The organism is Polaromonas sp. YR568 (assembly GCF_943371715.1).
Taxonomy (GTDB): domain Bacteria; phylum Pseudomonadota; class Gammaproteobacteria; order Burkholderiales; family Burkholderiaceae_C; genus Polaromonas.
Window position 1 is genome coordinate 1 of the sequence record NZ_CALRVW010000040.1, and the last position, 21901, is coordinate 21901.

Annotated in this window: 20 protein-coding genes and 1 rRNA gene; 10 read left to right on the forward strand and 11 right to left on the reverse strand. The window is 65.9% G+C overall.

Annotated features, from left to right (window positions below):
* Positions 1-396 precede the first annotated feature (396 nt).
* From AAG813_RS18975 to cutA, 3 genes are all read left to right on the forward strand, one after another.
* The gene (locus AAG813_RS18975) at positions 397-1212 is read left to right on the forward strand and encodes a creatininase family protein (protein ID WP_341917578.1); all 816 of its coding nucleotides are present in this window, start codon (positions 397-399) and stop codon (positions 1210-1212) included.
* 127 nt (positions 1213-1339) lie between these two features.
* Entirely contained in the window at positions 1340-2692 is a 1353-nt protein-coding gene (locus tag AAG813_RS18980; protein ID WP_341917580.1) for a sorbosone dehydrogenase family protein, read from the forward strand.
* A 13-nt stretch (positions 2693-2705) separates the two neighbouring features.
* Positions 2706-3044, forward strand: coding sequence for a divalent-cation tolerance protein CutA (cutA, locus tag AAG813_RS18985; protein ID WP_341917581.1), 339 nt, complete (start codon positions 2706-2708; stop codon positions 3042-3044).
* On the opposite strand, the gene AAG813_RS18990 is transcribed toward cutA, so the two are convergent.
* From AAG813_RS18990 to AAG813_RS19030, 9 genes are all read right to left on the reverse strand, one after another.
* The gene (locus AAG813_RS18990; protein ID WP_341917582.1) at positions 3035-3703 is read right to left on the reverse strand and encodes a histidine phosphatase family protein; all 669 of its coding nucleotides are present in this window, start codon (positions 3701-3703) and stop codon (positions 3035-3037) included. The genes cutA and AAG813_RS18990 overlap by 10 nt on opposite strands.
* Before the next feature lie 220 nt (positions 3704-3923).
* Entirely contained in the window at positions 3924-4958 is a 1035-nt protein-coding gene (locus AAG813_RS18995; RefSeq protein WP_341917583.1) for a threonine dehydratase, read from the reverse strand.
* On the reverse strand, positions 4959-5672 hold the full coding sequence (locus AAG813_RS19000) for a VOC family protein (protein WP_341917585.1): 714 nt from the start codon (positions 5670-5672) through the stop codon (positions 4959-4961). It abuts the gene before it with no gap.
* Positions 5669-6628 (reverse strand): PhzF family phenazine biosynthesis protein, encoded by a 960-nt coding sequence (locus AAG813_RS19005; RefSeq protein WP_341917587.1) that lies wholly within the window; start codon positions 6626-6628, stop codon positions 5669-5671. The genes AAG813_RS19000 and AAG813_RS19005 overlap by 4 nt, the downstream gene beginning before the upstream one ends.
* A gap of 48 nt (positions 6629-6676) precedes the next feature.
* Positions 6677-7297: a glutathione S-transferase gene (locus AAG813_RS19010; protein ID WP_341917589.1), complete on the reverse strand. Its 621-nt coding sequence runs from the start codon at positions 7295-7297 to the stop codon at positions 6677-6679.
* Positions 7298-8521 (reverse strand): PLP-dependent aminotransferase family protein, encoded by a 1224-nt coding sequence (locus tag AAG813_RS19015; RefSeq protein ID WP_341917591.1) that lies wholly within the window; start codon positions 8519-8521, stop codon positions 7298-7300. It abuts the gene before it with no gap.
* A 20-nt stretch (positions 8522-8541) separates the two neighbouring features.
* Positions 8542-8871, reverse strand: a complete 330-nt coding sequence (locus AAG813_RS19020) for a DHCW motif cupin fold protein (protein ID WP_341917592.1) — start codon at positions 8869-8871, stop codon at positions 8542-8544.
* Positions 8868-9785: a DMT family transporter gene (locus tag AAG813_RS19025; protein WP_341917593.1), complete on the reverse strand. Its 918-nt coding sequence runs from the start codon at positions 9783-9785 to the stop codon at positions 8868-8870. Before AAG813_RS19025 ends, AAG813_RS19020 begins: the two co-directional genes overlap by 4 nt.
* On the reverse strand, positions 9782-10393 hold the full coding sequence (locus AAG813_RS19030) for a LysE family translocator (protein ID WP_341917595.1): 612 nt from the start codon (positions 10391-10393) through the stop codon (positions 9782-9784). Before AAG813_RS19030 ends, AAG813_RS19025 begins: the two co-directional genes overlap by 4 nt.
* Positions 10394-10525: 132 nt before the next feature.
* Between AAG813_RS19030 and AAG813_RS19035 the strand changes: the two genes are divergently transcribed.
* The 4 genes from AAG813_RS19035 (at position 10526) to AAG813_RS19050 (ending at position 13800) form a co-directional block, all read left to right on the forward strand.
* Positions 10526-12022, forward strand: coding sequence for a PLP-dependent aminotransferase family protein (locus AAG813_RS19035; protein ID WP_341917597.1), 1497 nt, complete (start codon positions 10526-10528; stop codon positions 12020-12022).
* Between the two features lie 118 nt (positions 12023-12140).
* Complete coding sequence (locus AAG813_RS19040) at positions 12141-12680, forward strand: GNAT family N-acetyltransferase (protein WP_341917599.1); 540 nt, start codon at positions 12141-12143, stop codon at positions 12678-12680.
* Between the two features lie 17 nt (positions 12681-12697).
* Complete coding sequence (locus AAG813_RS19045; protein WP_341917600.1) at positions 12698-13111, forward strand: low affinity iron permease family protein; 414 nt, start codon at positions 12698-12700, stop codon at positions 13109-13111.
* A 206-nt stretch (positions 13112-13317) separates the two neighbouring features.
* Positions 13318-13800: a DUF2141 domain-containing protein gene (locus tag AAG813_RS19050; RefSeq protein ID WP_341917601.1), complete on the forward strand. Its 483-nt coding sequence runs from the start codon at positions 13318-13320 to the stop codon at positions 13798-13800.
* A 56-nt stretch (positions 13801-13856) separates the two neighbouring features.
* Here the strand turns inward: AAG813_RS19050 and AAG813_RS19055 are convergent, their stop codons facing one another.
* Together AAG813_RS19055 and AAG813_RS19060 are read right to left on the reverse strand one after the other, a co-directional pair.
* Positions 13857-15566 (reverse strand): phospholipase D family protein, encoded by a 1710-nt coding sequence (locus tag AAG813_RS19055; RefSeq protein ID WP_341917602.1) that lies wholly within the window; start codon positions 15564-15566, stop codon positions 13857-13859.
* 120 nt (positions 15567-15686) lie between these two features.
* Positions 15687-17621 carry an ATP-binding cassette domain-containing protein gene (locus AAG813_RS19060; RefSeq protein WP_341917603.1) on the reverse strand — a complete coding sequence of 645 codons (1935 nt, stop codon included), beginning with the start codon at positions 17619-17621 and terminating at the stop codon, positions 15687-15689.
* 142 nt (positions 17622-17763) lie between these two features.
* Between AAG813_RS19060 and AAG813_RS19065 the strand changes: the two genes are divergently transcribed.
* The 3 genes from AAG813_RS19065 to AAG813_RS19075 all read left to right on the forward strand — a co-directional run.
* Positions 17764-18243 carry a (2Fe-2S)-binding protein gene (locus tag AAG813_RS19065; protein ID WP_341917605.1) on the forward strand — a complete coding sequence of 160 codons (480 nt, stop codon included), beginning with the start codon at positions 17764-17766 and terminating at the stop codon, positions 18241-18243.
* Entirely contained in the window at positions 18240-20519 is a 2280-nt protein-coding gene (locus AAG813_RS19070; protein WP_341917607.1) for a molybdopterin cofactor-binding domain-containing protein, read from the forward strand. Before AAG813_RS19065 ends, AAG813_RS19070 begins: the two co-directional genes overlap by 4 nt.
* 495 nt (positions 20520-21014) lie before the next feature.
* Positions 21015-21901, forward strand: a 16S ribosomal RNA gene (locus AAG813_RS19075); the annotation flags it as partial.

Sequence of the window (21901 nt, forward strand, 5' to 3'; positions counted from 1 at the left end):
ACCGGGCTCCGGCGAAGACGCGCAAAGCGCGTCCTCGCCTCCCCGCCTTGGTATTGGTTTTCGGTATCCGTTCCCCCAACCCGTCGGGCTGGGCCGAGGAGCGCAGGCAAAAGCGGATCAGGGCTCGCGATTGTCTGAGGCGAAGCCGAGTTCGAGCGAGACCCCGCTTTTGTCGAGCACCGCAGGTTGCCCCGGAGCGTAGCGCAGGGGACCCGGACCATCGGGTCGCCTTTCTTTTGGGTACTTTTCTTTGGCGACGCAACGAAAAGTGCCTCGCCCGCCGGGGCGAGACCCGGCTTGCCTGAGGTGCAACCGGCGTCCAAACTTGCACCGGCTTCGACAAGCTCAGCCGGAACGGCGGGAGACCCCCAGCGCAGAATGGCCCAAAATACGCCCATGAACCCCGCGCCCCTCGCCCCCGCACCTTTCCCCCATTTCTGGGCCGACCTCAAAAGCCCCGACTTCGCCCGCCTCGATGCGACGGCGACCGTCGCCGTGTTGCCGGTCGCCGCGATCGAGCAGCATGGTCCGCACCTTCCGCTCAGCGTGGACACCGACCTGGTCAACGGCGTGATCGCGCACTGCCTGCCGCATCTGCAAAATGCCCCGGTGCTGTTTTTGCCGACGCAGAGCATTGGCCGCAGCATCGAGCACATCACCTTTCCCGGCACCCTGACCCTGGGCGCGGCCACCCTGATCCAGAGCTGGATCGACCTCGGTGAGTCGGTCGCGCGCACCGGCATCAAAAAGCTGGTATTTCTCAATGCGCACGGCGGCAATGTCTCCACGCTGGACATTGTGGGCCGAGAGCTGCGGGCCCGTTTCGGCATGACGGTGTTCATCGTCAACACCTTCAGCCTGCCGCTGCCGCTTGCCGTGAAACAGCTGTTCGGCCCTGACGAAGAACGCTTCGGCGTGCACGGCGGCGACGTCGAAACCTCCATGATGCTGGCGCTGCATCCGCACAAGGTGGACATGGCGCTGGCGCAGAACTTTCACTCCAGCAGCCAGGACCGGGCGCGGCAACACGCCATCCTCGGCAATGGCAGCAGCGCCAAGCTGGCCTGGGCCGCGCAGGACCTGAACCCGCTGGGCGCGGCCGGCAATGCCGCGGCGGCCACGGCCGACAAAGGCCTGGCGGTGTTGCAGGCCAGCGGGCAGGCACTGGCGCAGCTGCTGCACGAGGTCCGGCAACTTCCCCCGCTGGCCTGAAGCGCCGCGCGGCCGTCCTGACAAAAACTGGGGACATCAGCTGACAGCACGCAGCGGCCGCCCGGCCAACAATCAACAGGATGCGCGCGACCCTCAAGCGCAGCCCTTTATCGAACAAGGATTCTCCATGCCCGTCCTGCCTGTTGCCCGCCCCGCCTCCCGTGTTACCCGTTTCGTGCTGTTGCCGCTGTGCGCCGCGTTGGTACTGGGCCTGAGCGCCTGTGGCGACACGACCAAACTGCCTGCCGGCGCCGATGTGGGCATCACACCCACGTTGCCCGAGCCGGTCAAGTCGCTGATCCCCACCGTCAACATCGCGCCGGCCCACGGCTGGCCCCAGGGCATGATGCCGCAGTCCATGGCCGGCACCACGGTGACTGCCCTGGCCACCGGGCTGGACCATCCGCGCTGGGTCTACACCTTGCCCAACGGTGACGTGCTGGTGGCCGAGAGCAACAAGCCGCCCCGGCCCGACGCCGGCTTCAGCATCAAGGGCTGGATCACGGGGGTGGTCATGAAACGTGCCGGTGCGGGCGTGCCGAGTGCCAACCGCATCACGCTGCTGCGCGATGTGGACGGCGACGGCAAGGCCGAAACCCGCACGGTGTTTTTGCAGGGCCTGAACTCGCCGTTTGGCATGGCGCTGGTGGGCAAGGAGCTGTTCATTGCCAATGCCGATGCGCTGGTCAAGGTGCCGTATGAAGAGGGCCAGACCGCCATCACGGCCACGCCGGTCAAGGTGGTGGACCTGCCGGCCGGCATCAACCACCACTGGACCAAAAACGTGATTGCCAGCCGCGACGGCAGCAAGCTGTATGTCACCGTGGGTTCGAACAGCAACATCGGCGAAAACGGCATGGACATCGAGACCGACCGTGCCGCCATCCACGAAGTCGACCCCAAGACCAACACGCGCCGGCTGTTTGCTTCCGGCCTGCGCAATCCCAATGGCATGGGCTGGGCGCCGGACGGCACCCTCTGGACTGTGGTCAACGAGCGCGACGAGATCGGCAGCGACCTGGTGCCCGACTACCTGACCTCGGTGAAAGACGGCGCGTTTTACGGCTGGCCCTACAGCTATTACGGGCAGACGGTCGATGTGCGCGTGGCGCCGCAGCGGCCGGACCTGGTGGCCAAGGCCATCGCGCCCGATTACGCGCTGGGCGCCCACGTCGCGCCGCTGGGCATGGTGTTTGCCGAAGGCAACACCCTGCCCAGCTCGCTGGCCAGTGGCGTGTTTGTCGGCCAGCATGGCTCGTGGAACCGCAAGCCGCTGAGCGGCTACAAGGTGGTGTTCGTGCCCTTCATCGGCAGCAAGCCCTCGGACAAACCCGTCGATGTGCTGACCGGTTTTATCAGCCCCGATGGCAAGGCCTATGGCCGGCCGGTCGGTGTGGCCCTCGACAAACGCGGCGCGCTGCTGGTGGCCGACGACGTGGGCAATGTCATCTGGCGCGTGGCCGGTACCACGCCGCGCTAGGGCCAGTCAGTCCATGGACGCGGTCTGCATGGTGATGACGGCCGTGGGCAGCGAGGCCGCGGCGGAAGTATTGGCGCAGCAACTGGTCGAAGCGCAGCTGGCCGCCTGTGTGCAGGTGATGCCGGTGAAGAGTTTTTATGTCTGGCAGGTTCAGAGCCGGCGCGAAGCCGAATACCTGCTGCTGGTCAAGACCCGCGCGACGCTGTATGCGCAGGTGGAAACGTTCATTCTTGCCCATCACCCGTATGAGACGCCCGAGATTCTCCAGTTGCCGGTGACCGCGGGCTCAAGCGCCTATCTGCAATGGCTGGGCGCCTCCACGCGGGACGCACCGGCCAGACCCTATGAGTAGGTGATCCACTCCGCGTGTTCCGGCGCATCCAGGTGCGGCAGCGTGTTGTAGGTCACCAGCATGTGGCGCTTGGGGGTAAACGCAAACTCGGTCACCGAGCAGTTGCGGATGCGCAGGTTCAGGTCGATGGTGGCTTCGGGGCTGGTGCCCAGCACATGGCCCACCGCGGTGGCAATCGGGCCGCCGCTGGAGACCAGCAACACGTTGCCGGTGTAGCTGGTCTTGACGTGATCCAGCACCCCGGTGATGCCCGCCACAAAATCGGTGTAACTGGGCATGCCGCGCGGGCTGACCACACCGGCCATCCATTGCGCCAGGCCGTCCTTGAGCAGGCGGAAATGGCTGCGGTACATCTCGGGCGAGGTCGGTTTGTCGAGTTGGGCCGGATGGATGGCCGCGATCACCGCCTCGGCGTCGTATTCGTTGAGCCCGGGCTGCCGCAAGGCGTCGAGCGCCATGCCCATGCCTTCGCAGATGCCGGCAAAGGTCTGGATCTGGCGATTCAGGGTGCCGGTCAGCGCCGCGTCGAAGGTCACGCCCTTGTATTTGAAGTACTCCCCCAGGCGCACGCTCTGCCGGTGCCCCATGCTGCTCAGCACATCGTAGTTTTCAGCGCCAAACGAGGCCTGGCCGTGGCGCACGAGGTATAGGGTTCCCATGGGTAAATTGTGGCGCCCACTGAAGCCGCACCCAGTCACGCGTGCGACGGTCAGCGCGAAAAGGACCCAGATCAGCGGGGGCCGCGGATCTGGCTTTGCCAGTCCGCAGGCGCAGCGCCCCGAGGGGCTGGAGCCTGCGGCTCCAAAGCTGCTTGAGCAGCTTTGGACAGGCGACAGAGGCGAAGCGTCTCGCGAGCCGCGGCCTGCAAGGCCTCGCGTACTACGCGAAGCGAGAAGCGTGGGGGCTCAATACTTTCGCGACAGTGGCGCTGTCCACGTTGCCGCCGCACAGCGTGGTGCCCACCACTTGGCCCTGGAGCTGCGCGCGCTCCTGCATGGCGGCCGCAAAACTCGCGGCGCCCGCACCTTCGGCGACGTTGTGGGTGTCGGCATACAGGTCGCGCATGGCCTGCGCAACCTCGTCGTCGCTGACCTGCACGATGTGGTCCAGGTGCGGCAGCAGGATGTCGAGTGCGGCCGGGTCCGCGATGCGGCAGGCCATGCCGTCGGCCAGTTGCGTGCTCACCGGCGCCTCGACGACGCGGCCGGCGGCGAGCGAGTCGGCGTAGGTGGTGGCGTGGGCACTGACGACGCCGACGATGCGCAGCGTTCGCCCCAGCGCCAGTTTGGCGGCAATCGCCGAACACGCGCCCGAGCCCTGGCCGATCGGCACATAGACCACATCGAGCTGCGGCACCGCCAGCAAAAACTCCCACCAGTAGGTGCTGACGCCGCTGAGCAGGTCGGCGTGAAAACTCGGCACCATGTGGGCGCCGCGTTCGGTCGCCAGGCGCATCGCGAACTCGCGGCTTTCCTGGAAGTCCTCGCCGTGTTCGATCAGGGTGACGCCGAGCGCGCGCATGGCGGCGTTTTTCTCCAGCGAGTTGCCGTGCGGAACCACAATGGTGCAGGCCACGCCATGCGCTCGTGCCGCCCAGCCTATGCTCTGGCCGTGGTTGCCGCGCGTGGCGCTGACCACTTCTGCCGGCAGGGCGCCGCGCTGTTTGAGCGCATCGAAGTAGGTCAGTCCGCCGCGTAGCTTGAAGGCGCCGACCGGCGTGTGGTTCTCGTGTTTGATCCAGCAGTCGGTGCCCAGGCGCTGGCTCGACAGGCCCCAGCGGTATTGCGGCGTGGCCTGGAACTCCCGGTAGACCACACGGGCCGCGGCTTCGATGGCGGGCAGGTCGGGCAGGCCGCTCCCGGAGCGGTTACCGGGTCGGGTGGCGGGCGGAGCAAGGACTTGCGTACGGAACATTCAGACGCCTTTCGATTCCAGCGTGACCAGGCCACGCGGTGTTTGCAGGGTGGCGATGAGGTTGGGCGCGCCTGGCGTGATTGCCACACCGGCCAGCCCGATGGCGGCATGCGCCGCCTGCAGCTTGTCGGGGCGCGGGTGGCGGACCTGCAGCGCCTGCAGCGTCACGCCCGAGGGCGCCATGGCGTCCAGCGGGTGGGCGGCGCGCGCCGGGTCTTCGCCAGCCTCGCCCCACTGGATCAGGGTCGGCAGGCCGCCGTAGAACAGCCGCTGGCCGTCATCGCGCACGGTGATGCGCCACTGGAGCAGCGCCGTCGCGGTCTGGCGCGAGGCGGCCACGACGCTGCCGCGGTCCAGCCCGAGGGCGGCCAGGGCCTTGACGGCCGTCAGCACGCCCGGCACGCTGGCGACAAAATGCACCAGCTGCGGGCCGTCACGGGCCACACGCGCCTGCAGATCGCGGTCGTCCATGTCGAACCAGCGGTGTGTGCCTGCCGCCCTGAGGGGCGTGACGCCGAGCTGGATCGCAATGATTTCAAAGTAGGCGCGCGGGAAGGCCGGGCCGGCCACGCTGAACAGGCGGTTGTGCGTGCCCATCAGCGGGTGTTCGCCGCCGGGGCCTGGCGTGATGCCCAGGGTGTCCTCGCACCAGGCCACACCCTGCGCCAGCGTGCCAGCCACGACGACCAGGTGATCGACCTGGGCGTGGCTCACAGCGTCACCGTGCCGTCGATGCAGGTGACCGATTGACCGCCGACCCAGACCTGTCCTGAGCCCGTCGAAGTGGCCTGGGTTGAACCCTGGGCATCGGTCTCGCGCGTCAGGTAGACGCGGCCGGCGCGGCCCAGGCAAGTGCCTTGCGCGGCCACATAACGCTCGGGCGCGTGGCCTTCGGCGATCAGCCATTGCGCCACGCTGGCGTTCAGGCTGCCAGTGACCGGGTCTTCCTCGATGCCGATGGGCGCTGCAAAACCCCGCACCTCAAAGTCTGCCGCGGCTGCTTCTGCGGGGCTTGGGTGTGTACTGCCGGAAAAAGCGCGCGCTTCGCGGTTGGCGCGCGCTATCAAAACAGGAGCTGCCTGCGCAGGATGGGCGCCGACTACACCCACTTTGAGGCCATGTTTCTTGAGTGCGGCGTGATCCGGTTGCAGCTGCAGCACGGTGTCGGCGCTGTCCAGCAGCAGGCCCAGCCAGACCGGTCCGTTGTCGAGCAGCTGCGCGGCCTGGATTTGTGGCGCTTTCAGGCCGAGGGCGGCGGCCACTTGCGCCAGCACCGCAGGGCTGGGCGCCGAGCGCTGCAGCGGCGGCGCGGCAAAGGCCAGCCGCTCCCCTTCGCGCCGGATGTTCACCAGGCCGACCTGGCATTCCTGCACGATGAAATCCAGGCGCTTGGGCGTACCGCCGGCCTGCAGCCAGGCGTGGCAACTGCCCAGTGTGGGGTGGCCGGCAAAAGGCAGTTCGCCACCCGGCGTGAAGATGCGCACGCGGTAGTCGGCCGCGGAATCGACAGTCGGCAGCACAAAGGTGGTTTCCGAGAGGTTGGTCCAGCGCGCGAAACGCTGCATGGCTTCGTCGTCCAGGCCGCTGCCGTCCAGCACCACGGCCAGCGGGTTGCCGAAATAGGGCTGGTCGGTGAAGACGTCAACTTGTTTGAAAGGCCTGGTTTTCATGGTGCGGGACCGGAAGGTGAAGAGGGAAAGTGGGGAAGGTGGAAGCGGTCAGGACAGTGCCAGGTCCAGCACACCCTTGCTGGCCTGCCGGGCGCACAGCTGGTCGTACCAGCGTTCGAGGTGGGGCCGGCTCTGGCGCGGCTGCGGCAGGCCGAACCAGCGGTGCACCTCGCAGGCCACGGGAATGTCGGCCACGGTGAAACGCTCGCCGACCATGAAGTGGCGCTGCGCGAGGTGGGCGTCCAGCATCGCCATCAGCGCCTCGACCGCGGTATTGGATTCGGCAAGCAGCGCGGCATCGCGCTGCTCGGGCGGCGTGCGCACCAGCTGCCAGAAGCCGGGGCGGCTGGCCGGGTTCAGCGTGGTCTGCTGCCAGTCCATCCAGCGCTCGGCGTCAAAACGCTCACGCAGGTCGGTCGGGTACATCTCTCCGGCGGAATGCCGGGCGCACAGGTAACGCACGATCACGTTGGACTCCCACAGCACAAAGCCCTCGTCCTCGATCACCGGCACCAGCGAGTTGGGATTCAGCGCCATGTACTCGGGCGTCTTGACCAGGCCGAACAGGCCGCCGGCTTCGGTGCGCTGGAGGTCCAGGCCCAGCTCCTGCGCCGTCCACACCACCTTCTTGACATTGATGGAGCTCATGCGCCCCCAGATCTTGAGCATCTATTTGGCCTCCACCGCGTCCGCTGTGTGTTCTGCACTGACCGCGCCGGGACGGCTCTCCCGGATCGCTGCCGCGAGCGCAGCAATACCCGTGTTGATCTGCGCGATGCTGGCCGTCACAAAAGACAGGCGCAGGGTGCGTTCGTCGGCGTTGTCGGCGTAAAACGCGGCGCCTGGCACAAAGGCCACGTTTTTATCAACGGCTTTGGGCAGCAGCGCCACCGCGTTCATGCCGGCCGGCAACCGCGCCCACAAAAACATGCCGCCGTCGGGGGTGTTCCAGCTGACGTCCGACGGCATCTCGCGTTGCAGCGCGGCCAGCATGGCGTCGCGCTGCGATTTGTAGAGCGCGCGAATGGTCGGCACGTGGCGGTCCAGGAAGCCGTCCTTCATCACCTCGGCCACCATGCGCTGGTTGAAGCCGGGGCTGTGCAGGTCAGCCGCCTGCTTGGCTTGCAGCAGCTTGGGGTACAGCGCTTTCGGCGCCACCAGAAAGCCCAAGCGCAGGCCGGGCGCCAGCACCTTGGAAAAGGAACCGAGGTAGAGGCAGCCGTCCGGGTGGCGGGCGCTCAGCGGCAGCGGTGGCGGCGTGTCGAACCAGAGGTCGCCATAGGGGTTGTCTTCCACGATGGGCAGACCGAGTTCGGCGGCGCGCGCCGACAGCGCGGTACGGCGCGCTTCGCTCATGGTGCGGCCGGTCGGGTTCTGGAAGTTGGGCAGCACATAGACGAAGCGCGCGCCTTTGGCCTTGCGCGCGAGGTCATCCACATCAATGCCTTCGTCGTCGCTGGCCACGCTGATGACTTCCGGCTCCATCGGCGTGAAGGCCTGCAGCGCGCCAAGGTAGGTCGGCGTTTCCACCAGGATGGGGCTGCCCTTGTCGATCAGGATCTTGGCCAGCAGATCCAGGCCCTGCTGCGAGCCGGTGGTGATCAGTACCTGCGCCGGGTCCACTTTCCAGGGCAGGCCGGCTGCCACCATCTCGCGCAGCGGGCCGTAACCTTCGCTGGCGGCGTACTGCAGGGCCGCCGGCCCATCTTCGCGCAAGACCTTGGCGCAAGCCTCGGCAAACGCGCTGACCGGAAAGGTCTTGGGCGAGGGCAGGCCGCCGGCAAAACTGATGATGCCGGGTTTTTCGGTGACCTTGAGGATCTCGCGGATCACCGAGGGGTTCATTTTTTCGGCGCGTGCGGCCAGGGTCCAGTGCATGTTGCTTCCTTCCATCGTTGTTCTCTTTTCTGTCGTCAATCCACGATAAACAGTGTCGCACCTTTGGGGGCGCTGGAGCGGTGCGCCTCGGCCCCGTCGGCCACCTGGTAACTCATGCCGGGAAGCAGCACAAACACACTGCCGTTGTCGAGTTCGGTGTGTAGTTCACCCGCCAGGCACAGCAGGATGTGGCCCTTGCTGCACCAGTGGTCGGACACGTAACCGGGCGTGTACTCGACCATGCGCACGCGCACCTCGCCAAACTGCTGCGTGCGCCAGAAGGCCTGGCCGGCCTGCGCCGGATGTTCGGTCTGCGGGATCGCCGCCCAGTCGGTGGTGCCAAAGGGGACATCGGTCATCTTCATGCGGCGGGCTCCAGACGGGCGGTGTGCACCGGCATCTGTTTGCCGATGAACACGGTGGCAATCACGGCCAGGGCAAAACCCACGGTGACTGCGTCCAGGCGCTCACCGAGCAGCGGCACCGCAAACAGCATGGACAAGAAGGGCTGGACCAACTGCACCTGGCTGACACGCACCGTGCCGCCCAGCGCCAGACCGCGGTACCAGGCAAAAAAGCCCAGCCACATCGAAAACACCCCGAGGTAGGCAAAGCCGGCCCAGGCGCTGGTCTTGATCGCCGCCTGGGGCCAACTCAGCAGCGCCAGCGGAAGTGTCAGGGGCAGGGAGATCAGCAGCGCCCAGCAGATCACATGTTCGGCCTGCATGTGCTGCGACAGCCGCGCGCCGTAGCCGTAACCGACGGCCGCGCACAACATGCCGGCCAGCAGCAGAAGGTCTGCGAAATGGATGGACAGGCCGGCGGCGCTGCCGGAGCGCAGCACGGCAAATACCACCACCAGCGCGCTGCCGAGGGCCGCGCAGAGCCAGAAACCGGCCGAGGGCCGCTGGCGGTGCAGCAGGGCGCCGACGGCGGCGGTGGCCAGCGGCAGCACACCGACGATCACGCTGGCATGCATGGCCTCGACATAACGCATGGCGATGGACGTGAACAGCGGAAAGCCGAATACGACGCCGCCGGCCGTGATGGCCAGCGGCAGCCAGTCCTGCCGCTGCGGCAGCGGTGCGCGTGTGGCGAGCAGAAACACGGCCGACAACGCGGCTGCGACCACGGCCCGGCCCAGCGCGATGAACACGCCCGACATCTGCGGCGCCTCGGGCGTGCCCACGGCCAGGCGCGTCATCGGCAGGGTCACGGCAAATATCACGATGCCCAGCAGGCCCAGCCACAGGCCCTTGTTGATCTGTTGCGGTGTCATAGGAAGAGCATCCAGACCGCGGTGGCCACCAGCACCGCCGCCATCGCGCGGTTGAACCAGACCAGACGACGGCCGCTGCCTGCGGGCCCGGACAGCCACTCGCGCAGCAGCGAACCGGCCAGCGCATAGAGCAGGTTGCTGGCAAAGGCATAGGCCAGCATCACCGGCAGCACCACGGCAAAACGCAGGCCGGGGTCGCTGCGCCCGGCGATCCAGCCGCTGACAATCGCCAGCGCCAGCATCCAGGCCTTGATGTTGACGAACTGCAGCGCCGCGCCCTGCCAGAAGCCGACGTTCATGCGTTCTGCGTCAGCCTCGCTGAGCTGACGCGAGCGTGCGATCTTCGAGGCCAGCCAGAGCAGGTAAACCACGCCGATCGCCTTGATCGCCAGGCCCAGCAGCGGAATCGCCAGCAGCAGCGCGCCCAGGCCCAGCGCACACAGGCTGAGCAGCACGCCCCAGCCGACCGGCACCGCGCAGACAAAAGGCATGGCACGGCGCAGGCCGTGGTTGGCCGCCAGTGCGGTGGACAGGGTGGTGTTGGGGCCGGGCGAGAAACTCATCGCCGTCGCCAGCACCAGCAGGGCTGTAAATTCTTGCCAATTCATGACCCAGACTTTATAGTTCAAGCCAGCACACTACCAACACAGTTGGAGTGACAAATTTTCAAACTGTGCTGGTCAAATTGTCAGCACACAGGACGCCGGTGTTGCCTTGCACCGGTGTCGCCGGGGTCCGCCATGTTGATGAAAACCGCTTCCCAGTCCCTGACCGAGCAGCTCAGCGCACGGTTTGCCGAGCGTATTCGCAGCCGCCTGCTGGCGCCCGGCGCGCGCCTGCCCTCGGTGCGCCTGTGTGCCGGGCAGCAGGGCGTCAGTGTGTCCACTGTGGTGGCGGCGTATGACCAGTTGCAGGCGCAGGGCCTGGTGGTGGCGCGACGGAACCGCGGGTTTTTTGTCCGCGATGCATCGTTCAATGCCGTCCCGGCGCCAGCCCATCCAGTGCAGGTTGCTACAAAAAAGGGAGCGACCGGGGCGCTGGAGGCCGACGCACCTGACACCTCGCCGCCGCTGAGCAGCTGGAGCACCGCGACCTGGATGGCGAGCCGGCAGGCGCCGGTGGATGCCACCGCGCTGATACGCGGCATGTTCCACAAGGTCAGCAACAAGCCGCAACCGGGCATGGGCGTGTTTCCGCCCGAGTGGCTGGAGACCAGCTTCATGCCGGCGGCGGTGCGCAGGGTCACCAGCGGCAGCGCGCTGCGCGAGTTTTCACTCAGTTATGGCGAACCCATGGGCGACAGCGGCCTGCGCCGCGCGCTCTCGCAAAAACTCAGCGCGCTCAATGTGCATGCGGTGCCCGAGCAGATCATCACCAGTGTGGGCGCCACCCATGCGCTGGACATCGTGAGCCGCACGCTGCTGCGCGCCGGCGACTGCGTGATGGTCGAGGAGCCCGGCTGGGCGGTGGAGTTTGCCCGGCTCGACGCGCTGGGCATGCGCATCCTGCCGGTGCCGCGGCGCGCCGACGGGCCGGACCTGGAGGTCATGGCGCAGTACTGCGCGCTGCACAGCCCGAAGCTGTTTGTCAGCGTCAGCGTGTTCCACAACCCGACCGGTTATTGCCTGGCGCCGGGCAGCGCGCACCGGGTGCTGCAGCTGGCCAACCAGCACAACTTCCACATCGTCGAGGACGACACCTACAGCCACCTGGCGCCCGAACATGCGACGCGGCTGTGTGCGCTCGACGGCCTGCAGCGCACGATTTATGTCAGTGGGTTTGCCAAGATCCTCGCGCCCGGCTGGCGCGTCGGTTTCATGGCCGCGCCGCCCGACCTGGTGGAGCGCCTGCTCGACACCAAACTGCTGGGCACGCTGACCACACCCGCGCTGCTGGAAAAAGCGCTGGCCTGGTGCATCGACCAGGGCCAGCTGCGCCGCCACGCCGAACGCATACGCACGCGGCTGGACGCGGCGCGCGCGCGCAGCGTCAAGCTGGCACTGGCGCACGGCTGCAGTTTTGCGGCGGAACCCGCCGGCCTGTTCGGCTGGGTGGAGACCGGGGTGGACACCGACGCGCTGGCGCAGCGCATGCTCGACGAGGGTTACCTGATCGCGCCCGGTGCGCTGTTTCACGCGGTGCGCAAGCCCAGCACCCTGATGCGCATCAACTTTGCGACGACGCAGGAGGCGGCCTTCTGGAAGGTGTTTGCGCGGCTGCGGGACAGCATGAAGTGAGCTGTCTTCAAGTCTTCATGTGTTTTTGGCCACCAGCCCTTGATGGACGGGCGCAAGCAGCTATTGAATCAATAGCAGTCCAGGCTGTCCGGGCCGGCCAGATGCAAGGAGCCCCTTCATGCTGATCGAGCCGCTCCGGCCTGTGCATGCGACCGACTACCGGGCGCTGATGCTCGAGGCCTATGCCCTGCACCCCGACGCCTTCAGCTCCAGCGTTGCCGAGCGTGCCGCGCTGCCGCTGTCGTGGTGGCAGTCGCGGCTCAGCGAGGAGCCGCTGGCCGCCGAGCGGGTGCTCGGTGTTTTTCAGGACGACCGGCTCGCTGGCGTCGCCGGCCTGTCGTTCGAGTCGCGCGAGAAGCTGCGCCACAAGGCCACCCTCTTCGGCATGTATGTGCCGGCCCGGTGCCGCCAGCAGGGGCTGGGGCGCCGGCTGGTGCAGGCCGTGCTGGCGCAGGCGGCCGGGCGCCTTGGCGTGCGCCTGGTCCAGCTCACCGTCACGCAGGGCAACGACGCGGCCTGCGCGCTGTATGCCAGCTGTGGGTTTGTCCCCTACGGTGTCGAGCCCTATGCCGTCGCTGCCGGTCCAGGCTACGTTGCCAAGATTCACATGTGGTGCAACATCGGGTTGCCCGATGTCCGCCCGTCCAGCCTCACCTGATTTTTCGGAAACACACCATGGCAAGCAAGAGCAACTGGTATTCGAACGCCGCCAAGGCTGCCTCGCGTTACGCCGGCCGACCGGCCACCTTTTTCATGGCGCTGCTGGTGATCCTCGCCTGGATCGTCACCGGCCCGCTGTTCGGCTTCAGCGACACCTGGCAGCTGGTCATCAACACCGGCACCACCATCATCACCTTCCTGATGGTGTTCCTGATCCAGAACTCGCAGAACCGCGACACGGAGGCGATCCAGATCAAGCTGGACGAACTGATACGCGCCACCCAGGGCGCCCATAACGCGCTGCTCGACCTGGAGGAACTGAACGAAGAGTCGCTGGACGCGTTCAGGACCCGGTACGGGGCGCTGGCGGCCGCCGCGCGCAAGGGGCTGCGCGACGGCCTGAGGGATACGGACACGCCGGAAGCCTGAGGGGGCCGGGCCGGCCATCCAGGGCCTGCTTGCCAGCCGGCATCAGCCGCCTTTCCGATGGTTTTTCCGGGCCAGAACACGCAAAATCGCTGAAGACGCGCTCGCCGGTGAGGTGAAGTTGGCAGCGAAGCCGCACCTGCATCCCGGCATCCGCCATCCGGATTGCGAGGAAGACCATGAATCAGCCAGTGCGCAAGATTAGAGAGATGAGCAGGTTCGCCGCCGGCGCCGCGCGCCCGACGCGTCGCCGCCGGTGGGCAGCGTGGTCCATGCTGCTGGTTGCGCTCCTGCCGGTCAGCTTGCTGGCGCAGCCGGCCTGCCCCGGCATCCACGTGAAGATTCTGGACATCCGCAGCAGCACAGGCGCCGTGGCCTGCGCGCTGTTCGAGTCGGCGGTGGGGTTTCCGACCGAATACCTGCACGCCGCCACCCAGATCATGGTCATCAAGGTCCGGGACCGGCAGGCACGCTGCGACTTTGAAGACATCGCGCCGGGAAGTTATGCGCTGGCCGTGGTGCATGATGAAAACATGAACGGCAAGCTGGATGTGAACTGGCTGGGCATCCCGGTGGAAGGCTACGGCTTTTCAAACGACGCCAGCGCCCTGCTCGGGGCCCCCTCGTTTGCGGCCGCCAGCTTTCCCTACGACGGGAAAAACCTGGAGATGACGGTCGGCCTGAAGTACTGACGGCGCCGGCCATCGGGCGACTGGCCGCCTGTGCCGCGGGAAAGCCGCGTGGCCGCTCAGAGCATCTCGTCGGGCGCCAGCGGTCCGATCAGCGTGAGCATGAGCTTGAGCCCCAGGCTCGCGTCCGGCTCCGTGCGCGAGTCTTTCAGCTGCGAACCTTGCGGCGCGCGCCAGACCAGCTGGCCGTTGTCCAGTTCGACCTTGTAGGCGCCCTTGGCGAGCGCCGGTTCAATCAGCCGGGTGGTGTCGGCCGAGAGTTTGCGGCTGCGGATCACCAGCGCCACCTCGCTGTTCTGCAGCTGGGAGCGCAGGTCCAGGTTCATGGACCCGATCACCAGCAGGCTGTCGTCCAGCACCACGATCTTGGCGTGCAGGCTGGCGCGTGAGCCGCCGGCCGAGCCGGTACTGCCGAGCGAGCTGAAGCCGCTCAGCGTGCCTTCCTGTTCGGCGCGCATTTCATAGAGTTCAATGCCCAGGCCCAGCAGGTCCTTGCGGTAGCGGGCATAACCGACATGGGCGGCAGGCGCGTCGTTGGACGCCAGCGAGTTGGTCAGCACCCGGATGCGCACGTTTTTTTGCCGGATGGCCGCGAACTGCTCCATCATGCGTTGGCCCGGCACAAAGTAGGGCGAAACGATCAGCAGGTCGCTTTTGGCCTCTGCCATCAGCTGCAGCAGGCCATCGACCGTGGTGTCCTGCGACGCTTCCACTTCATCGGCATCCGCGGCGATCTTGGAGGCCTTGTCGACCAGCAGCGTCGACGGCGCCCAGATCCATTCGAGCAGCGCCAGGTTGGTGCTGTCGGGCAAGGGCTCGGCCACGCTGACCGATCCGTCGAGCGCGGTGACCGTGCGCACGGCGGACTTCGCGGGTTTGTCCGGGGCCGCGCCGGTGGCATGGCCCCCTGCCGAAGTGCTGGTTTCGCCGTTGACGGGCGCGGCCTGGCCGGCCGGTGAGGCTGCTGCGGCTGCGGCCGGTCGCGGCTTCAGGGCCTCCAGCTGCGCGGCGGTCATCAGCGACTCCACCGGGTAGGCCAGCGGGTTGTTCCAGTACAGGTCAAAGCTGCGCGAGAGCTCGCGCACGATGCGCCCGGCCGCCAGCACATCGGCGTCGATGAAGTTGGTGGACTCGCCCTGGCCGAAATAGGTTTCACCGAGGTTGCGCCCGCCGGTGATGGCGACCGCGTTGTCGGCGACAAAAATCTTGTTGTGCATGCGCCGCTGGAGGCGGTCCATGTCCTTCAGCGAGCCGAGGATGCGGAAAAACAGCGATCCACGCCCGCCCGGCAGGGGATTGAACAGGCGCAGCTCGATGTTTTTTTCAAAAGCGAGTTTCAGCACCTGGGCATTTTTGCCGGCGGTGTTGAAGTCGTCGAGCAGGATGCGGATGCGCACGCCGCGCGCGGCCGCGGCGCGCAGCGCGTCAAACATCCGCAGCGTGGTCTCGTCGGCATGGATCGCGTAATACTGGATGTCCAGTGTTTTCTGCGCGGCATTGATCAGCGCCATCCGGCTGGTGAAGGCCAGTTCGGCACTGTTGACCAGCGCAAAGCCGGAATCATTGTGGGTTTCGGCCTGCGCAGCACGGGCCTGCACCGCCCGGCCGATGCGGGTTTCCGTCGGGTCGGCCAGGGCCGTCGAGACCGGCCGGTCCACCTCGCTGGGCAGCGAGGCGCAGCCGGTCAGCCACAGGCCCAGCATCAGCGCAGCGATCCAGCGCCAGGGGGCAACAAGCAGGCGGGCGGGAGGCGGCGTACGTGGGGGCATTGGCTCAGTTCTGGAGAATGCTGCCACTGTAGCGCAGGCTGCTGTTTCAAAGGGGGCTGCACGCCCCGACACCGGCGCGAAATCCTGTAGGTGTTTTACCCGACCCCCAGGGTGGCCCCGCTAACTGGACAGGACCTCCCAGCGCTGCAGCGCCGCCATCAGTTCTTCCTCGATCTTGGTGTTGCGGGCGTTCAGTTCGGCCGCACGTTTGGCGTTCGTGGTGTACAGCGTGCCGTCAAACAACTCCTGCTCGATCGCCTTCTGCTGCGACTCGAGCTGCTGGATCTGCGCCGGCAAGCCGTCGAGTTCGCGCTGTTCCTTGTAGCTGAGCTTCTTTTTTGATAGCGGCTCGCGCGCGTCCTTGCTGGGCTCCGGCGTGTTTTTGCCTGCATTTTTGGCGCTGGAGGCGGCCGCCGCGGCTGCTGCCTTGTTGCCACCGGTCAGCTGGGCCGCACGTTTGGACTGGGTGATCCAGTCCGTCACGCCGCCCTCGTACTCGCGCCAGAAACCCGGGTTGCCCGGCGTGCCCTCGTAGGCAATCGTGCTGGTGACCACGTTGTCGAGAAAGCGCCGGTCATGGCTGACCAGGAACACCGTGCCTTCGTAGTTCTGCAGCAGGTCTTCCAGCAGTTCCAGCGTGTCGATGTCCAGGTCGTTGGTCGGCTCGTCGAGCACCAGCACGTTGGCCGGCCGCGCGAACAGGCGTGCCAGCAGCAGGCGGTTGCGTTCGCCGCCGCTCAGGCTGCGCACCGGGGAGCGGGCGCGTTCAGGGCTGAACAGGAAGTCGGTCAGGTAACTCTTGACGTGTTTTTTCTGGCCATTGATCTCGACCCATTCGCTGCCGGGGCTGATGAAGTCTTCCAGCGTCGCGTCCAGGTCCAGCGCGTCGCGCATCTGGTCGAAGTAGGCCACCTGCAGGTTCGCGCCTTGGCGCACCTTGCCGGGCGGCAGGGTCACGTCGGGCTGCAACTCGCCGAGAATCAGCTTGAGCAACGTGCTTTTGCCGGCGCCGTTGGGGCCCAAGAGGCCCACCTTGTCGCCGCGCAGCAGGGTCGCGCTGAAACCGTTGACGATGATTTTGGAGGCCCCCGGGTGGCCAAAACTTTTCGTCACGTTGGTCAGTTCGGCCACGATCTTGCCGCTCTTGTCGCCGCTGGAGACGTCCAGGTTGACGCGGCCCACTGCATCGCGCCGCGCCGAGCGGTTGTCGCGCAGGGCTTCGAGCCGGCCGATACGCGCCACGCTGCGGGTGCGGCGCGCTTCCACGCCCTTGCGGATCCACACCTCTTCCTGCGCCAGCAGCTTGTCGGCCTTGGCGTTGATGACGGCTTCCTGCGCCATCTGCTCTTCCTTTTGCAGCAGGTACTGTGCAAAGTTGCCGGGGTAGCTGAGCAGCTTGCCGCGGTCCAGCTCGACGATGACGGTCGCGACCTGGTCCAGAAAGGCCCGGTCATGGGTGATGGTGATGATGCTGCCGTTGAAATTGACCAGCAACTCCTCCAGCCACGCGATCGAGTCGAGGTCCAGGTGGTTGGTCGGCTCGTCGAGCAGCAGCACGTCGGGCTTGGCGACCAGCGCCTGGGCCAGGGCCACGCGCTTTTTGGTGCCGCCCGAGAGCGAGCCGACGATGGCGTCCTTGTCCAGGTGCAGACGGTGCAGGGTTTCCTCCACGCGCTGCTCCCAGTTCCAGCCGTCCAGCGCCTCGATTTCCGACTGCAGGGCGTCCAGGTCGGTGTGTTCGTCGGCCGCCAGATACAGCTCCACCACATGCCGGGTCCTTGCCAGCCCTGCGCTGGCAGCTATGAAAACAGTAGCGTGCGGGTCCAGGCTGGGCTCCTGCGGCACGTAGGCGATGCGCAGGTTCTGCTGCAGCTGCAAGGTGCCGTCATCGGGCTTTTCCAGGCCCGCGAGGATTTTGAGCAGGGATGATTTGCCCGTCCCGTTGCGGCCGATCAGGCCAATGCGCTGGTTCGGTTCCAGTGAAAAATCTGCGTGGTCCAGCAGTGCGACGTGCCCAAAAGCGAGTTGAGCGTCAAGAAGGGTAATTAATGCCATGTTGTCAGGGATTATCCGGGTGCGCCATTTCGCATGCTGGTTTTCGGGCTTTGGGAGATGGGGGCCGGCTGGCTATAGTGCAAGGGACATCAGCGGCGGGCGGCCGTTTGCGCCGTGCCTGCCCGCCACCACCGGACCTTTTATGGAACTACTCATCAACGGCCAGGCCGTGCAGGTGGACGCCGACCCGGCCATGCCGCTGCTCTGGGTGCTGCGCGACCTGCTCAACATGACAGGCACCAAGTTTGGCTGCGGCGTGGCGGCCTGCGGCGCCTGCACCGTGCGGGTGGATGGGCAGGCGGTGCGCGCCTGTGTCACGCCGGTGGCCACCCTGGCCGGCAAGCGCATCCAGACCATCGAGGCGCTGGGCACGCCCGCCAGGCCGCACGCGCTGCAGCAGGCCTGGATCGCCGAACAGGTGCCGCAGTGCGGTTATTGCCAGTCCGGCATGTTGATGGCGGCGGCAGCCCTGCTGGAAAAGACGCCGAAACCGACCGACGCCGACATTGATGCGGCCATGACCAACATCTGCCGCTGCGGCACCTACCAGCGCGTCCGCCTGGCGATCAAGCGCGCCGCAGGCATGGGCGTGACCCGGGCGCCGGTGAAGAAGCGTTCATGAAAAGGCGGACCTGGCTGCTCAGCGCGGCGGGCGCTGCCGGTGCCCTGATTGTGGGCTGGGGCGCGCTGCCACCACGCTCGCGCACCGGTTCCGGCCGGCTTTGGCCGCCGGCCGACGGGGAGGTGGCGCTCAACGGCTGGATCAAGATTACCGCCGACGGTTCGGTGGTGCTGGCCATGGCGCGCAGCGAGATGGGCCAGGGCGTTCACACGGCCCTGCCCATGCTGGTGGCCGAGGAACTGGATGTGCCGCTGTCGCGTGTCCATCTTGAGCAGGCCGGCGCCGACAGCATTTACGGCAATGTGGCGATGCTGGTCGCCGGCCTGCCTTTTCATCCCTTCGAGCTCGAAGAGCGCCCGCTCAAGGTCAGGGCGGGCGAATGGGTGGTCCGCAAGCTGGCGCGGGAGCTGGGCATCAACGCCACCGGCGGCTCAAGCAGTGTGGCCGACGCCTGGCTGGTGCTGCGCACGGCCGCCGCCACCGCGCGCGCCTCCCTGCTGGGGGCGGCGTCGCTGCAGTGGCGCCTGCCGGTGGCCGAGTTTTCGGTCAGCAACGGCGTGATTTCGCACCCGTCGGGCAAATCCGCTCATTACGGTGAGCTGGCCCGTTTTGCCGCCGCCACGCCGCCGGGCAGCGTGACACTCAAGGCGCGCAAGGACTGGAAGGTGATTGGCCGGAACGCAGAGCGCAAGGACGTTCCCGCCAAGGTCGACGGCACGGCCCGCTTCGGGCTCGATGTGCGTTTGCCCGGCATGCTTTACGCGGCGATCCGCCTGTGTCCCATGCTGGGCGGTGCACCGGGGTCTATTGATGTGAACGCAGCGCTGGCCATGTCGGGGGTGGAGCGCCTGGTGCGCCTGCCCGCTTATGCCGGCTCCACCGCGGGCTTTGCCGTCGTGGGGAAAAGCTGGTGGCAATGCCAGCAGGCGGCGCAGGCGGTGCCGGTGGACTGGCAGCAGCGACCCGCCGGCGCCCTTGACTCGCGCCAGATCGGGCGCGCGCTGGAAGCGGCGCTCCAGGGGGAAGACGGGCAAGACAGTAAAGAGGGCTTCACCTTTTACGAAAAGGGCTCGGTGGCCCAGGCCGAGGCGGGCGCCGCGCGCACGCTGGAGGCGCTGTATCGCGCACCCTATCTGGCGCACGCCACGCTGGAGCCCATGAACTGCACCGCCCAGGTCCGGGACGGCAAGGTGTTGCTCTGGGTGCCGACCCAGGTGCCGCAGATGGGTGCGGCGATCGCGGCGCGGGTGGCTGGCGTGGCGCTGGAAGATGTCAGCGTCACCGTCACCCTGCTGGGAGGCGGCTTTGGCCGCCGGCTGGAGGTGGACTACATCGCCCAGGCGGTCCGGGTGGCCCTGGAGTGCGGCGGCCGCCCGGTCCAGCTGAACTGGTCCCGGGAGGAGGACACCACCCACGACTTCTACCGGCCCATGCAGGTGGCCAGGCTGGTGGCGGCGATTGACGCCCAGGGCCAGCCGGTCAGCCTGCGGATCCGGTCGGCTGGCGACGCCATCACGCCGCGCTGGCTGGAACGCGGTGCGCCCGCGCTGGCCGGGCCGGTCGATACGCCCGACAAAACTACGGCGGAGGGCCTGTTCGACCTGCCTTACGGCTTTGCCCACCAGCACATGTCGCATGTGGCCACCCGCAACAGTGTGCCGGTGGGGTTTTGGCGCTCGGTCGGCCATTCGCACAATGCCTTCTTCTCGGAATGTTTTATCGACGAGCTGGCGCTTGCGGTGCAGCAGGACCCGCTGGCCCTGCGCCGGCAACTGCTCAGGGAGGCTCCGCGCTACCTGGCCGTGCTGGAGATGGCTGCGAGCCAGGCCGGCTGGGGTGGGAAACTGCCCCCGGGGCGGGCCAGGGGCATCGCACTGCATGAATCTTTTGGCTCCATCGTGGCGCAGGTGGCCGAGGTCTCGCTGGTTAATGGTCAGGCGCGGGTGCACCGGGTTGTGTGTGCGATTGATTGCGGTACCGTGGTCAACCCCGGCATCGTCGCCCAGCAGATGGAAAGCGCGGTGGTGTTTGCGCTCACCGCCGCCTTGTACGGCAAGGTGGACATCCACGACGGCGTGGTGCAGCAGAAGAACTTCCCCGACTACCCGATGCTGCAGCTGGCGCAGGCGCCTCTGGTTCAGACCCATCTGGTGGCCAGCACACGGCCGCCCGGCGGAGTGGGGGAGCCGGGCGTGCCTCCGCTCGCGCCCGCCGTGGCCAACGCGCTGTTTGCACTGACCGGCACGAGGTTGCGGTCCCTGCCGCTGGTTCTCTAGTTCCACCTGGCGTGGGGGAGGCGGTCTCGGGCGGGGAGGGTGTGAAGGCACGGGCTCACAGTGCGTTTTTCAACATCTTTTCTCGCCACCCCCGAAAAACAGTGCTATAATCGATGGCTCTGCTGATGAAACAGCGAGTCGCCAAAGGCGGCTCCAGTCAGAAGGCAGAGAAAAAAAGCTTCAAAAAAGTTTGACTGTGACGAAAAATCCGGTATATAATTTGAGGCTCAGCTGATTACAGCTAACGGCGAAAACGAAGCAGCGAAAGCGGTGACGAAAGTAGTCAGGATCATTAAAAATTTACAGCCGATAAGTATGGGCGTTTGAAGGCGATTGCCAGGCGAAGTCAGTGTTAAAGCTGATCAGCCAGGTCTTCTGACCTTAAACGCTCATAGAGATAGAAAATGTGAAATCGTCAAGATTTCTCATCAATTCCGTTTTTATGAGTTTCTTCCCGCAGTCAAATGCGGGGAGTTGAAAATTATTGCAGTGATTAAACTAAAGAGTTTGATCCTGGCTCAGATTGAACGCTGGCGGCATGCCTTACACATGCAAGTCGAACGGTAGAGTAGCAATACTCGAGAGTGGCGAACGGGTGAGTAATATATCGGAACGTGCCCAGTCGTGGGGGATAACGTAGAGAAATTTACGCTAATACCGCATACGATCTAAGGATGAAAGCGGGGGATTCGCAAGAACCTCGCGCGATTGGAGCGGCTGATATCAGATTAGGTTGTTGGTGAGGTAAAAGCTCACCAAGCCGACGATCTGTAGCTGGTTTGAGAGAACGACCAGCCACACTGGGACTGAGACACGGCCCAGACTCCTACGGGAGGCAGCAGTGGGGAATTTTGGACAATGGGCGAAAGCCTGATCCAGCAATGCCGCGTGCAGGAAGAAGGCCTTCGGGTTGTAAACTGCTTTTGTACGGAACGAAAAGGCTCTTTCTAATAAAGAGGGCCCATGACGGTACCGTAAGAATAAGCACCGGCTAACTACGTGCCAGCAGCCGCGGTAATACGTAGGGTGCGAGCGTTAATCGGAATTACTGGGCGTAAAGCGTGCGCAGGCGGTTCTATAAGACAGATGTGAAATCCCCGGGCTCAACCTGGGAATGGCATTTGTGACTGTAGAGCTAGAGTACGGTAGAGGGGGATGGAATTCCGCGTGTAGCAGTGAAATGCGTAGATATGCGGAGGAACACCGATGGCGAAGGCAATCCCCTGGACCTGTACTGACGCTCATGCACGAAAGCGTGGGGAGCAAACAGGATTAGATACCCTGGTAGTCCACGCCCTAAACGATGTCAACTGGTTGTTGGTCCTTCACTGGATCAGTAACGAAGCTAACGCGTGAAGTTGACCGCCTGGGGAGTACGGCCG